Genomic DNA, 13,372 nt, shown 5'->3' on the forward strand with positions numbered 1-13,372 from the left:
TCGGGGTCAGCGCCGCGGGTCCAACTCGTCGAGCAGCGACGGGTCCCGCCGGATCAACTCGGCCAGGCGGGCCGCCGGGTCCGGGGACAACCCGTCCGGGCCGGGGGCCCACGCCGGCACCGTCCGCCCCGACAACGGCCAGGCCGGCGGGGGTTCCACGGGCGCCGCCGGCAGCTCCGGGCCGACCGTGACGTCCGGGCCGTCCCAGGACACGCGCAGCGGGTACGTCCGCCCGGCGTGCTCCACCCGGACGGTCACCGCCAGACCGGGGTTGGCGCCGACGATCTGGCGGACCGCCTCGGCAACCTCCTCGACCGGACCCCAGCCGGCCGGCTCGTCGGGGACGTCCCGTCCGTGCCGGCCCGGCCCGGAGTCGCGGGGGTTGGCGGGGCCGCTCGGGTGGTTGACCGGGCCGCCGACCGGCCCCGGTGGTGGTGTGTTGTCGCGGTCGTTGGCCCGCCGGCGCAGCGCCTCCTCGCGCCGAGCCAGTCGGGCCAGCGTCTCGTCCAGGTCGCCCCTCACCAGATCACCCCTTCCCGCCACGGCCGGAGCCGGTCGGCTCAGGCCCTCCTGTCCCGGGTGGCCCGGTCCAGCGCACGGTCCAGGACGACCAGCAGGGCGTCCCGCACCGAGAGCCGGTCCCGGGCGTCGAACTGCACCAGAGGTACATGATCACCGATGGCGAGCGCCCACCGGATCTCGTCGAGTTGCAGGGCCAGCCGCCCGTCGAAGGCGTTGACCCCGACCACGAACGGCAGCCCGGCCTGTTCGAAGAAGTCGACAGCCGGGAAGCAGTCGTCCAACCGGGCGCTGTCCACGACCACCAGCGCGCCGAGCGCGCCACGGGCCAGGTCGTCCCACATGAAGCCGAACCTGGTCTGCCCGGGCGTGCCGAACAGGTACAGCTTCAGGCTGCGGTCGATGGTCACGCAACCGAAGTCCATCGCCACAGTGGTGGTGGTCTTGGTCGACCGGGTGCCCGGGTCGTCGACGCCGATCCCGGCGGTGGTCATCTCGGCCTCGGTGGTGAGCGGCGCGATCTCGGAGATCGCCCCGACCGTTGTGGTCTTGCCGACCCCGAACCCACCGGCGACCAGGATCTTGACCGGGACCGGCGGTGCGGCCGGCCGGTCGGCGGGCTGCGGGGTGGCCCCGCTGACGGCCGGCGGCCGGTACGGCGGCGGTGCGGCAGCCGGCGGGCCGGTGCGTCCGAGCAGGGGGCCGGTGCCCGGCTGCATGCCGTAGCGGGCGGTGGCGCTGTTGCCGGCGGGACCCCCCAGCGGGGCGACCGGCCATTCAGGAGATCGCACGGAGTCCATCAATCACTCGCAGGATGAGATCGGGGTCGTACGCTTCGTCGGAGTCGCTGACGTGCACGTCCAGGTGCCCGGCGGCGCGCAGGTCGCCGACCAGGACCCGGGTCACACCGAAGTGCAGCCGGGTCCGGGCCGACAACTCCGCCACCGAGATCGGCTCGGCGCAGAGCGCGATGATCGCGTGGTGTTCCGGTGCCAACAGCGTGTCCTGCGCGCCGGTCCACCAGCCGCTCTCGGAGCGCACTGTCACCTGCGTCTCGAGGCCGATCGCCGGATCGGCGCCGGTGACCCGCCCCGAGGTGAGCACGAACGGCCGGGGAGCCGCCGGCCGAGCACCGCCCGGCTCGGACTGCGTCGCCGCCGGCGCGGCGTCCCCGCCCGGGGGCGTACGCAGGTAGGGGCGGATCCGTACCCCGGGTTCCGGGTCCGGTTCCTCGGCAGCGACGTCGGGGGTCATTGCTGGACGGCGTTCTTCAGTTCGACGATCAGCCGTGGGGTGAGGGCGTTCCCGGCCCGCCCGGCGAAGAGGGTCATCTCGTACGCGACGGTGCCCAGGTTGGCCGACCGGTCGGCGACCACACCGAGCACGGAGCCGCTGCTGATCGCGCTGATCAGCAGATAGCCGTCGGCCATGTCGACGATGACCCGGTTCAGGCCGCCGAGGGCGTACCAGCTGGCCGCGCCGCCGGCGAGGCTGGTCATGCCGGAGACCACGGCGGCCAGTCGCTCCGCGTTGGACCGGTCCTTGATCGCCGACATGGCCATCAGCAGCCCGTCCGAGGAGACCGCGATCGCCTCCAGCACACCGGCCGTGCTGGAGGTGAAGGAGTCCAGCAGCCAGTTGAAGGTACGCGCCTCCGGGCTGAGGTCACCGGCGGCGCCGGTCGGGTTCTGGTGGTCGACGTTGTCGTGCACAAAGGGGCTGGTCACCGTGATGATCCTTCTTCGTTCCGGCGGTCTGGGCTGACTTCGCGGAGAGCACGGGCGACGCCCGCCTCGAACTCGGTGATGAGCTGGCGCACTTCGGCGGGGTCGCCGAGGTGCGTGCTGGCCGGCGGGCAGGGCGGGGTGACCGTCAGGTTCGCCCCGGGGACCCGTCGACTCAGCAGGGGCCGGTCGGGAGCCGCCGGCCCGCTCCGCTCGGCCCGACGTACGCCGGACTGGAAGGCCTCGACGAGCGCGCGGGCCGCCGCCGGGTCGGCGGTTGTGGCGTCCACCGGCTTCGACGGGGCGGTGGTGGCGGTCAGGCTGGCCCCGGGGACCCGCTGTCGGATCCGGGGGTTGGCCGGCGCACCCGAGGGCTCCGGACGCGGCGACGCGGGCGTCTCCGGTTCCGACTGGTCGGCGCCGGCGCCGAAGGCGTCCCAGGACGGGCCGGACTCCAGGCTGCGGGTCGCCCGGCTGAGCAGGTCCGCGTCGACGTGGACGGTGGCGGTGGCGGTGGCCGCCGCCGCGAGAGCCGGCGCACCGCGATCCGGATCGACCGTCCGATCGGGCACCGCGACCCGGGCCACGACGGCGCCGACCGGGTCCGCGCGGCGTAGCACAAGCGACTGCGACGGGATGTCGACCTGGGCGGTCACCCCGCCGCCGGGGGTGGCGGCGAGGCTCACGTCCCAGCCGTGACGGCGGGCCAGCCGGCCCACCACGAAGAGGCCGAGCACCTCGGTCGGCGCCAGGTCGAGCCGTTCCCGGCGGGTGAGCCGGGCGTTCTCCTCGGCCAGCCGCTGCTCGGACATGCCGATGCCGTGGTCCACGACAGTGATCCGGGCGCCGAGCCCGGACGTCTCGCCTGTCACCAGCACCCGGGTGTGCGGCGGGGAGAAGACAGTGGCGTTCTCCATCAGCTCGGCCAGTGCCAGGACGAGGTCGCCGACCACCGCCGGCGCGGCCGACATGCCCGCCGGGACCCGCACCTCCACCCGGGTGTAGTCCTCGATCTCGCCAAGCGCCAACCGGACGACGTCGGCCAGCGGCACCGGCGCGGTGTGCGCGTCCGCCCCGGCCGACCCGGAGAGCACCACGAGGCTGCCGGCGTTTCGCCGCAGCCGGCTGGAGATGTGGTCGAGCCGGTACAGGTGTTCCAGCCGGCCCGGGTCTGCCTCCTGCTGCTCCAGCCGGTCGATCAGCGCGATCTGCCGGCCCACCAGGTTCTGGGTACGCCGCCCGACGTGGCCGAACATCTGCGCCACGTTGCGCCTGCCGACGACCTGCCGTTCGACGAGCTGGGCGGCGGTGCTCTGCACCCGGTCGAAGGCCCGGGCCAGGTCGCCGATCTCGTCGTTGGCCCTGATGTCCACCGGCTCCAACCGGACCGACTGGGAACTCTCGGTCTCGTCGTCGATGACCCGCACCAGCTCCGCCTCGGCGACCCGGGCGACCCGGTCGGCGGAGCGGGTGAGCTGGGTCAACGGCCGCGCCACCGTACGCGCGACCGCCGCGCTGAGCAGGACCACGAGCGCCAGGATCAGCGCCGCCGCGGAACCGACCAGGTACGCGGCGGTGAGCGCCCGTCGCTGCTCGGCCGTGACCTCGGCGAGTACGTCGGCGACGAGCTTCTTCTCGACGAACTGGCCGAGCCGGATCATCGTGCGGACGGCCGGGAAGAGCGCGTCCATCGGCACGTCGCGGACGGCACGGGCCGGGTCCCGGGCGCTGGTGACCAGGAAGTCGGGGCTGGTACGCGCGGCCACCGCCGCGTCGTTGAGCTGGGACACCTTGAGCTGCTCGGGGGTGATCAGGCCGCGGAAGCGCTGGTTGTCGACCTGGAGGGCGGCGATGCACGCCACGTAGGCGGCGGTGGTGTCAGGCGTGCCGATCGCCTTGACCAACAGGCTCAGGGTGGCGCAGGCGGCCAAGCCCTCGTCGGCGCGCAGCAGCCCGTCGAGGGCGAGCACCTGGCGGCCGGGCAACGTGTCGGTGTCCACGCCCACCACCAGCCGCAGCGACGCGATCATCCCCATGTTGACCGGGCCGAACGCGTCCATCACCTGGCCGGGGTTGACGGCCCGGGCCAGCACTGCCGTACGCAGGTCGACGAGGCTGGACACCCGGCCCAGGGCAGTGTCGACCTGATCGGTCAACGCGTCACCGCCCGCGGCCCGCAGGTCGGCCACCCGGTCGTCCACGTCGGCGGACTTGCGGATCACCTCGGCGCGTTCGACGCGGCCGAGCAGGAAGCCGACGGAGAGGATGCGTTCCTGCTGGAGGTCCTGGACCAGGCTGCCGACGCGGCTGGAGAGGCGTACCCGGTCGGTCATGTCGTCGGCGCGCTGGGCCGCGGCGACCCGTTCGAGCACCACGGGCACGGCGAGGCCGACCATGCTGAGCAGTGGGATCACCACGAGCAGCGCGAGCTTGCCGCGGATCCGGAGCCTAGCGAGCAGCATCGAACGGCCCCCACGGGGTGACTTCCGCCTCGCGGGCCGCGCCTACCGGTTGCAGTGCCCGCTTGTCGCTCGGCCGTCCCGTGCCGATCGGTGGCTGCCAGGCGTCCGCCGCCGCTGGTTCGTCGGGGGCGTCCGTCTCGGGCATGCCGGCGCGGTGGCGGGCCCGGCGCTCGGCGGCGATCAGCAGCGCGGCCAGCCAGCCGGCCAGCAGCACGAAGACCACCACAGCGCCCGCGATGATCCAGCGGTCCCGGTCCAGGTCGTCGACCCGGTCGGCAAGCAGGGCGTCCAGCTCGGCGAGGATGACCGGCTGGAGCTGCCGGGCCGCCGTGTGCGTGTTGATCCCGGCGGCGCCGAGCCGGCCCGCGTCCACCTCTGTGGTTCCGCCGGCCGGCAGTGAGTACGCGGCCAGCGCCTCCACCGAACGCTGGTAGTTGTCAAGCGGGGTCAGCACGTTGGCGCCCAGGTCGGTGCTCTCCGACCCGTCCACCGCGGACCTGAGGTTGTCGACCAGGTCGTTGGCGGGGGCCAGGGCGGACACCCGCAGCGCGGTCAGTTCCAGCAGGCCGCGGGACTGCTCGGCGGCCGGTCGGCTGGCGAGGAGGGTGCCGAGGTCGGCGAGCCGGCCGGCGCCGACCACCGCCTCGGGCAGTTCCTGGCCGGCGCTGTCCTGCAGGAAGAACGAGTCGGCGGCGGGGTCGCGGACCAGCCCGGAACTCTCCCGGACCTTGCGGTGCAGGGCCAGCAGCAGGTCGGTCGCCTCGCCGTACGCGGTGAAGGCGGCGGCCGGGTCGGCGGGGCCCCGGGCACGCAGTGCCTCCAGTTTGGCCCGCAGCCCTGCCCAGCGTTCCTGGCTGCGCAGTTCGACGCCGATCCGGGCGTCCACCGTGGCGGCCTTCTCGACCGCCCGGGCCAGTGCCTCACCGGAGGCGGGGCGGCCGCTGACCGCGGCGGACTGGGCCTCCACCAGCGCGTCGGTGACCGGGGCGAGGGCGCGCAGGTACTGCACGCCGAGCCGTTCCCGGGCGGCCAGGTCCCGGTCGTCGCCTGTGTGCTGCCAGGTCTGCGCGAGGAGCAGGCCCATCGGTGCCAGCAGCGCCACGACGAGCAGCAGCGGAAGCAGCCGGCCCAGTGTGGAGTGCCGTCGACGGGCCCGTGGTGCGGGGACTGCCATGGTGTGTCTCCTCCGGCGTCGGGCTGGGGGCGGCACGGTGGGCTTCGCCGATGGGGTCCCGTGCACCGGACCGGAAAACTAATCGAACCTCGGTGGTCCGGACCGTTGTCGACGAGTCGGCTTTGCGTCAGTACGGGCGACGTCACGGTTCGTCCTGGTGGACAGCACGCTGCGTTCTGTCGATGGGTGTGACATGGAAGCATCGAGGGGGATATCTGAGGAAGATCGGAATTCACGGGATCCGAACTCAACTCGCTGGGCCGCGTCCGACGATGCGCGGTCGCACCGGTCCGGATCACCGATCGGGGCAACCGGACAGACGTACGGCGGATCTCAGCCAACGCTCAGGCTGCGGGCCGTACCGTGTGCCGCATGAGATCGCCGTCGCCGGCCGCGTGGATCCGGCGTGCACTGCCCACCCGCCGCCGCGCGATCGCCGCAACAGTCGTCGTCGTCCTGCTGGCGGCCGCCGTGACCTGGGCGGTGTGGCCGCAGGGGTCGGGCGTACGCACCGAGAGCGCGATGCTCACCGTCCGCTCCGGACCGGCCGGCGACCAGCCGGTGGACCTGGACACCACCTTCTACCTGCCGGCCGACGCGTCGCCGGGGCGGAAGGTGCCGGCGGTCCTGCTGGCGCACGGGTTCGGCGGCACCAAGGAGTCGGTGCGCTCGGACGCGGAGGAGTTCGCCGGGCGCGGTTACGCCGTACTGACCTGGACCGCGCGGGGCTTCGGCCGCAGCGGCGGCGAGATCCACCTGGACAACCCGGACTACGAGGTGCGCGACGCCGAGCGGCTGCTGGACTGGCTTGCTGCCCGCCCGGAGGTGCGTACCGACGCGGCCGGTGATCCGAAGGTCGGCGTGGTCGGCGGCTCGTACGGCGGCGGGTTGGCGTTGCTGCTGGCCGCCCAGGACCGTCGGGTCGACGCGATCGTCCCCATGATCACCTGGAACGACCTGTCCCGGGCGTTCCTGCCGGAGAGCACCGGCGGGGCGCCTACCGAGGGCGTGTTCAAGAAGGGCTGGGCCGGTCTCTTCTTCGGCGGGGGCGGCAACGTGGGCAGCGGCCCGGCCGGACTGTCAGGTGCGACGGCCGCCCAGCCGGAGGGCGCGCCGGCGTCGGCCGGACCGCCCAGCCCCGGCCCCGGTGCCGGCCCGGGCACCGGCCCCGGTGGCGCTCCCACCGGTGCCGCCGACCCGTCCTGCGGACGGTTCGCCGCCGACGTGTGCGCCGCGTACCTGCGGATCGCCACCACCGGCCAGGCCGACCAGGCCGCCGTGGACCTGCTGCGCCGCTCCAGCCCGGCGGGCGTACTGGACAAGATCAAGGCGCCGACCCTGCTGGTTCAGGGCGAGGCGGACACGCTCTTCCCCCTCGGCGAGGCGGACGCGAACGCGAAGGGCATCGCCGCCGCCGGCACTCCGGTGCGGGTCGCCTGGTTCACCGGCGGGCACGACGGCGGCGCCGGCCCCCGCTCGGACTCGGACCGGGTGAAGTTCCTGACCGTCCAGTGGCTCGACCACTACGTCAAGGGCGAGGGCGACGCGCCGGGCGACGACTTCACCTGGTCGCGGATCGCCGGCTTCGACGCGCTCGACCGGGGGCTTGTCGCCACCGGTTTCCGCCGCGCCGACTATCCGGGCCTCGCCGGCACCGCCCGCCGGGAGGTGGCGGTCGCCGGTCCGGCGCAGCCGATCGCGAACCCCCCGAACGGCAACCCGGCAGCCATCTCCTCGATCCCGTTCGCGGGCGGGCTCGCCTCGCTGCTGGACGGGGTGGCCGGTGACGTCCCCGGCCAGCACGCCCGCTTCGAGTCGACGCCGCTGACCGAGGCGGTGGACGTGGCCGGCTCGCCCACCGTCACCCTGCGGGCCGCGTCGCCGACCGGCGAAGCGGTGCTGTTCGTCAAGCTCTACGACGTCGACAAGGACGGCGCGGCCACCCTGCCGAACGGGCTGGTCGCCCCGATCCGGCTCACCGGCCTGCCGCAGCGGGTGCAGGACGCCCGCCCGGTCACCGTGACGCTGCCCGGGATCGTCCGCCGGGTGGAGGCCGGGCACCGGCTGCGGCTGGTCGTGGCCAGCTCCGACCAGGCGTACACCACGCCTGCCGCGCCCACCGTCTACACGGTGGCGGCGGACGGCGCCGTCAGCCTGCCCACTGTCGACGGCGAGCCCATCCCCACCACGGCGACGGTCTGGCGCTGGGTGCTCGCCGGCCTGCTGGCGGCGATCGCGGTCGGGCTCGTCGTGGTCGTGGCAGTGGTCCGCCGCCGGCACCGCCGCCAGGACCGTTCGGTGCATCCGCAGTACGCGGACACCCCGCTGGCCGTGCGCGCACTGCGCAAGGAGTACGCGGACGGCTTCGTGGCGGTGTCGAACGTGGACTTCGAGGTGCATCCGGGTCAGGTGGTGGGTCTGCTCGGGCCGAACGGAGCCGGCAAGACCACCACTTTGCGGGTGCTGATGGGGCTGACCCAGCCGACCGCCGGGGAGATCTACGTCTTCGGCCGGCGGCTGGTGCCCGGTTCACCGGTGCTGTCCCGGATCGGCGCGCTGGTGGAGGGGCCAGGCTTCCTGCCGCACCTGTCGGGGCTGGACAACCTGAGGGCGTACTGGAAGGCCACCGGGCGGCCGTGGGAGGACGCGCACTTCGACGAGGCGCTGGAGATCGCCGGGCTGGGCGACTCCGTGCACCGGAAGATCAAGAACTACAGCCACGGGATGCGCCAGCGACTGGCCATCGCCCAGGCCATGCTGGGCCTTCCCGAGCTGCTGGTGTTGGACGAGCCGACCGACGGGCTCGACCCGCCGCAGATCGCCGAGATGCGCCGGGTGCTCCAGCGGTACGCCACCGACGGCCGGGCGGTGCTGGTCTCCAGCCACCTGCTGGCCGAGGTGGAGCAGACCTGCACGCACGCGGTGGTGGTGAACAAGGGCCGCATCGTGGCGTCCGGGCCGGTGGAGGAGATCGTGGGTGAGTCGCCGAGTGTGCTGTTCGACGTCACCGACCCGGTGGCGGCGCGGGCGGTGCTGGACCGGCTGCACGGGGTGACGGTGCTGCCGGAGAGCGACGGTCAGCTGGTTGTCGACACCAACGGCACGGCCCGCAGCGAGGTGGTGGCCGAGCTGGTACGCGCCGGCATCGGGGTGGACCGGGTGGTGCCGCGGCGGCGCCTGGAGGACGCGTTCCTCGCCCTGGTGGGCGAGAACTCTCGGGGAAGCGGTGACCGCTGATGGTTGTCTCTGGCGCGGGTGAGGCACGCGGCTACCGGCCGTCGGCCACCATGCCGTTCGCGGCGGAGTTCCGCAGGCAGGCGTCGCGGCGGCGGACCCAGCTGGCGCTCGGTTTCATGGTGCTGCTGCCGCTGATCATCCTGATCGCGTTCCAGTTCAACTCCGGTGGCGACGACGACAACGGCAACAACGAGTTCGCCAGCCTGGTCGACCTGGCCACCTCGGGCGGCCTCAACTTCACCCTGTTCTCGATCTTCGTGTCGGCGTCGTTCCTGCTGGTGGTGGTAGTCGCGCTGTTCTGCGGCGACACGGTGGCGAGCGAGGCGAGCTGGGGGAGCCTGCGGTACCTGCTTGCGATCCCGGTGCCCCGGGCCCGGCTGTTGACGGTGAAGCTGGTGGTCGCGCTCGCGTACTCGGGTCTGGCCCTGCTGCTGCTTGCCGGCACGGCACTTGTCGCCGGCACCCTGCGCTACGGCTGGTCGCCGCTGCGCAGCACTGTCGCGGCCGAGCTGGAGCCGACCGAGGGGCTGCTCCGGTTGCTGGCCGTGCTGGGCTACCTGGCGGTCGTACTCCTGGTGGTGGCCGGGTTGGCCTTCCTGCTGTCGGTGACGACGGACGCCGCGCTCGGCGCCGTCGGTGGTGCCGTGCTGCTGTGGATCCTGTCGAGCATCCTCGACCAGATCACCGCCCTGGGCGCGCTGCGGGACTTCCTGCCCACCCACTTCAGCACCGCCTGGCTGGGGCTGCTCTCGACGCCCGTGCAGACCGACGACGTGGTACGCGGCTGCATCTCCGCGATCAGCTACGCGACGCTGTTCTGGGGGTTGGCGTTCTGGCGTTTCACCCGCAAGGACATCACCTCATAGCGGGGCCGTTCGCCAGGCGCTGACGCCGATCCGGCCCGTGTTGCCCACGTCGATCGGCCCGTCCGGGTCGACGTCCTGGGCCGGCTGCCCGGCGGAGGGCGCGACCCGCAGGTACGCCCCTGCGGTGGCCCGCACGGTCGCGTCGGTGACCAGGTTGCGCCACAGCACCACGGCGGTGGCTCGCTCACCGGCTGTCAGCGTGATCTGCTGCGGCGGCTGGTCGAAGCCCGACGTGATCTCCTTCGCGCCGTTGACGACCCGCAGAATGATCGGCTTGCTCCGCTCGTTGAGGACCCACACCACCGGGTACCCGTTGAGCTGGTAGGGGCGGTCACCGCAGTTGACCAGCTCCAGGCCGAGGGCGCGCAACCCCATCGCCGCGTCCCCTCCGGTGGACCGGATCCGAACGCCGGACTCCGGGCACTCGGCCACCGCCTCGGCGCTGGCCGACGGGGTGGGGCTCGGCGGGTTCGGCGGCCGGCCCGTGGGGTCCCCGCCCGCGTCCCGATGTTCGTCGGTGGTGCAGGCGGCGAGCAGGAGAGCCGCCGCGGCCGCTGCGCTGGCCCGTCGCAGTGCTGCCGTGATCATTTGCCGATCTTCGCCCACGGAGGCGTTCCACCGCTGCCCGGCCCCTCGCAGGTCGCCCGGGTGCCGACCCGCTGTCCGCTGTGCGGGCCCTGTAGAGCTGCCCCAGATCCGGGGCGGCGCTGCCCCCGGCCGGCGGGCGGGACTCCTGGTGCGCCTGTGGAGCTGAATCGTTTGCGACATCGCTCGCCCTTGTTCACGTGTCGCGGTCGGATGATCCTCCGCCGGGTCGGTCAAGACGTTCGTCGCCCACTGCCGGAACTGCACTGCGGGGCGAGGTTGTAGACCTTGACCTCACGCCGCACCTGCCGACCGTCTTCCGCGCGAACTACTGATTCAGAATTAGTAGTTGCCTCGGTCACCTCCTCGTCGGCCAGCACTCGGCGCATGATCTGCAGCCGCGGCATCTCTTTCGCGGCTCGACCAGCTGCCCCACCTCCGGGGCAGCTCGACAGGCTGTACGGGCCGCGTGACAGGCTGTACCGTCACTCCGGGAGCGCTCCCATGGCCCGCGTGGCGCGCCACCGAGGCCGCTCGTCGCCCAGGGGTCTGACCCTGGCATGTTTCGACCGGGGATTTTCCCACCAGCAAAGAAGTTGTGACCGCTGCCGACTCCATGCCCCATCATAGGTAAACATCGATGTTCATCTATGGAGGTCTCCATGAACGTCTCTCGGCTCGGCGGGCCGACCCTGTCCCTGTTCCGCATCGTGATCGGGCTGCTGTTCGCGTTGCACGGCGTGTCCTCGGTCTTCGGGTTGTTCGGCGGCAACCCGATGACCGGCAAGGCGGTACCGCTCGGCACCTGGCCGGGCTGGTGGGCCGCCCTCATCCAGCTCGTCTGCGGCGCGCTGGTGCTGGTCGGGCTCTTCACCCGACCCGCCGCGCTTCTCGCCTCCGGCTCGATGGCGTACGCCTACTTCGTCGTGCACCAGCCCGACGGCCTGCTGCCGCTGCGCAACGGCGGTGAACAGGCAGCGCTCTTCTGCTGGTCGTTCCTGCTGGTCGCCGCACTCGGCTCGGGCCCGTGGGCGCTCGACGCGCTGCTCTTCCGTCGTCGCGGCGAAGCGCCGTCGCCGTCGGTGGCCGAACCCAGCCCCGTGTCCGTCTGACCGCACCCGTGTCCGCGCGGCGTCGGAGCCTCGACGAGGCGGCTCCGACGCCGCGCCCGGGCGGTGGCACCGTCGACGTGCGGCCGTCGACGACCCAGCCCCGGAGCCGAGGATGCGACGTCAGGCCGGCGGGCGTGGGGTGAGGACAGCGTCCAGCAGGCCTGGGTAGAGCTGGTCCAGCTCGTCGCGGCGCAGCCGCACGTAGCGGCTGGTGCCGGCGGCGCGCGTGCGGGTCAGGCCCGCCTCGCGCAGCACCTTGAGGTGGTGGCTGCGGGTCGCCTTGGAGACGCCGAAGTCGAGGGTGCCGCAGGCTGCCTCGCCGTCCTCGGCGAGTGCCCGCACCATCTGCAACCGCACGTCGTCCGCGAGGGCGGCGAGGACGGCGGTGACCGGTACGTCGGTCAGGTCGGGTTCGTGCGGCTCCATGTGACCAGTGTAACCGTTGTTCGACAATTGTCGAACAAGCTCCTACTGTCAGTTCCGTTGGTTCGACGATACTCGAACATTGGAGCTGACGATGCGATCCCGCGCCGCCGCCTACCCGCTGCTCGCCGTGGTCGGCTGGGGAGTGATGTTCCCCGTCCTGGCCAGCGCGCTGACCCGGGTCGACCCGCTCAACCTCACCACCGCCCGATACCTGCTGGCCGCCGCCGTCCTGGTCGGCCTCCTGCTGCTCCGCGAGGGTGCCGGCGCGCTGCGCCACGGCGGCCGGGCGGTCGAGGTGGTGGTGCTCGGAGTCGTCGGGTTCGCCGGGTTCAACCTGCTCACCAACCTGGCCCTCGAGCACGCCGCCCCACAGCAGATCTCCCTCTTCGTGGCCACCACCCCGGTGATCACCCAGCTCGTCCGGTGGGTCCGCGACGGCGTACGCCCCAAGCCCCTCCTGCTGGCCCTCTCCCTGGTGGCGCTTCTCGGCGTCGGCCTGGTGATCACCCGCGGCAGCCTGGCCGGTCTCGGTCAGTTCGGCCTCGGCGGCCTGATGATGATCGGCGCGGTGCTCGGCTGGGGCGTCTACACCCACGGCGCCAGCCGGTTCGGTGACTGGTCCCCGCTGCGCTTCACGACGCTTACCGCGCTCTCCGGCACCGCCGCCATGCTCGCCGCGAGCATCGGCGCCGACGCCGTCGGCTGGCAGCACGCGCCGGCCGCCGCCGACGTCGTGGCGGTCGCCCCGCAGTTGGCGTACGCAGTGGTAGTGGGCGCCGTGATCGCCGTCCTGGCCTGGAACACAGGTGTGCAGCGGCTCGGCGCCGCGAACGCCGCGCTGTTCATGAATCTGGTCCCGGTCACCACGTTCGCGGTGCAGATCGCCCGTGGCTACCGGCCCGACCCGGTCGAGCTGGTCGGCGCCGCGATCACCATCGCCGCCCTGGTCGCCGCGAACCTGGCCAACAGGGCACGGACCCGGACGTCGTCCCTGCCGCAGCCGACCGCCGTCACGGACCCGACAGCTGTGGTCGACCCGGTCGCGGTGGCCGCCCGCTGACCCACTCCCTGGGATGCCCGGTGGAGGCCACGGGCAACGTTGCCTAGACTCGACCGCACAACTGCATACCTCATCCAGAGGGGCTGAGGGATACGGCCCGACGACGCCCCGGCAACCACCCCGCGCGCTCACCGCTGAGCGACAGGCGGGGCAGGTGCCAATTCCGTCCCCGCCGCACCGTGCGATGCGGGGAAAGATGAGAGGACT

General features: G+C 72.9%; 12 protein-coding genes and 1 riboswitch. Of the genes, 4 read left to right on the forward strand and 8 right to left on the reverse strand.

The genetic code is table 11. The annotated features are described in order from the left end of the window. Positions 1–6: 6 nt before the first annotated feature. Genes ACZ6N8_RS16245 through ACZ6N8_RS16270 form a run of 6 tightly spaced genes read right to left on the reverse strand, consistent with a single transcriptional unit; the run spans position 7 to position 5,879 of the window. Positions 7–522: a hypothetical protein gene (locus tag ACZ6N8_RS16245; protein ID WP_364372764.1), complete on the reverse strand. Its 516-nt coding sequence runs from the start codon at positions 520–522 to the stop codon at positions 7–9. A 38-nt stretch (positions 523–560) separates the two neighbouring features. Then, on the reverse strand, positions 561–1,319 hold the full coding sequence (locus ACZ6N8_RS16250; protein WP_466010688.1) for a GTP-binding protein: 759 nt from the start codon (positions 1,317–1,319) through the stop codon (positions 561–563). Next, complete coding sequence (locus tag ACZ6N8_RS16255) at positions 1,297–1,773, reverse strand: DUF742 domain-containing protein (RefSeq protein ID WP_364372770.1); 477 nt, start codon at positions 1,771–1,773, stop codon at positions 1,297–1,299. Before ACZ6N8_RS16255 ends, ACZ6N8_RS16250 begins: the two co-directional genes overlap by 23 nt. Beyond that, entirely contained in the window at positions 1,770–2,246 is a 477-nt protein-coding gene (locus tag ACZ6N8_RS16260) for a roadblock/LC7 domain-containing protein (protein WP_357982942.1), read from the reverse strand. Before ACZ6N8_RS16260 ends, ACZ6N8_RS16255 begins: the two co-directional genes overlap by 4 nt. Further along, entirely contained in the window at positions 2,243–4,705 is a 2,463-nt protein-coding gene (locus ACZ6N8_RS16265; RefSeq protein WP_466010691.1) for a sensor histidine kinase, read from the reverse strand. Before ACZ6N8_RS16265 ends, ACZ6N8_RS16260 begins: the two co-directional genes overlap by 4 nt. Then, a complete protein-coding gene (locus tag ACZ6N8_RS16270; protein ID WP_466010692.1) occupies positions 4,692–5,879 on the reverse strand; it encodes a hypothetical protein in 1,188 nt (395 codons plus the stop codon). The genes ACZ6N8_RS16265 and ACZ6N8_RS16270 overlap by 14 nt, the downstream gene beginning before the upstream one ends. 372 nt (positions 5,880–6,251) lie before the next feature. On the opposite strand from ACZ6N8_RS16270, the gene ACZ6N8_RS16275 reads away from it, so the two are divergent. Further along, on the forward strand, positions 6,252–9,116 hold the full coding sequence (locus ACZ6N8_RS16275) for an alpha/beta fold hydrolase (protein ID WP_466010694.1): 2,865 nt from the start codon (positions 6,252–6,254) through the stop codon (positions 9,114–9,116). Beyond that, positions 9,116–9,982: an ABC transporter permease gene (locus ACZ6N8_RS16280; protein ID WP_364372786.1), complete on the forward strand. Its 867-nt coding sequence runs from the start codon at positions 9,116–9,118 to the stop codon at positions 9,980–9,982. The genes ACZ6N8_RS16275 and ACZ6N8_RS16280 overlap by 1 nt, the downstream gene beginning before the upstream one ends. Here ACZ6N8_RS16280 and ACZ6N8_RS16285 read toward each other — a convergent pair. Beyond that, entirely contained in the window at positions 9,977–10,570 is a 594-nt protein-coding gene (locus tag ACZ6N8_RS16285) for a DUF4232 domain-containing protein (RefSeq protein WP_466010696.1), read from the reverse strand. The genes ACZ6N8_RS16280 and ACZ6N8_RS16285 overlap by 6 nt on opposite strands. 659 nt (positions 10,571–11,229) lie before the next feature. On the opposite strand from ACZ6N8_RS16285, the gene ACZ6N8_RS16290 reads away from it, so the two are divergent. Continuing rightward, positions 11,230–11,679, forward strand: coding sequence for a DoxX family protein (locus ACZ6N8_RS16290; protein ID WP_466010698.1), 450 nt, complete (start codon positions 11,230–11,232; stop codon positions 11,677–11,679). A gap of 120 nt (positions 11,680–11,799) precedes the next feature. Here ACZ6N8_RS16290 and ACZ6N8_RS16295 read toward each other — a convergent pair whose 3' ends face one another. Continuing rightward, a complete protein-coding gene (locus tag ACZ6N8_RS16295; protein ID WP_387114988.1) occupies positions 11,800–12,105 on the reverse strand; it encodes an ArsR/SmtB family transcription factor in 306 nt (101 codons plus the stop codon). Positions 12,106–12,196: 91 nt separating this feature from the next. Between ACZ6N8_RS16295 and ACZ6N8_RS16300 the strand changes: the two genes are divergently transcribed. Beyond that, positions 12,197–13,165, forward strand: a complete 969-nt coding sequence (locus ACZ6N8_RS16300) for a DMT family transporter (RefSeq protein ID WP_466010700.1) — start codon at positions 12,197–12,199, stop codon at positions 13,163–13,165. Between the two features lie 67 nt (positions 13,166–13,232). After that, a riboswitch (SAM riboswitch) is annotated at positions 13,233–13,368 on the forward strand. The last annotated feature ends 4 nt before the right edge of the window (positions 13,369–13,372 follow it).

Source organism: Micromonospora sp. NPDC047521 (assembly GCF_055587305.1).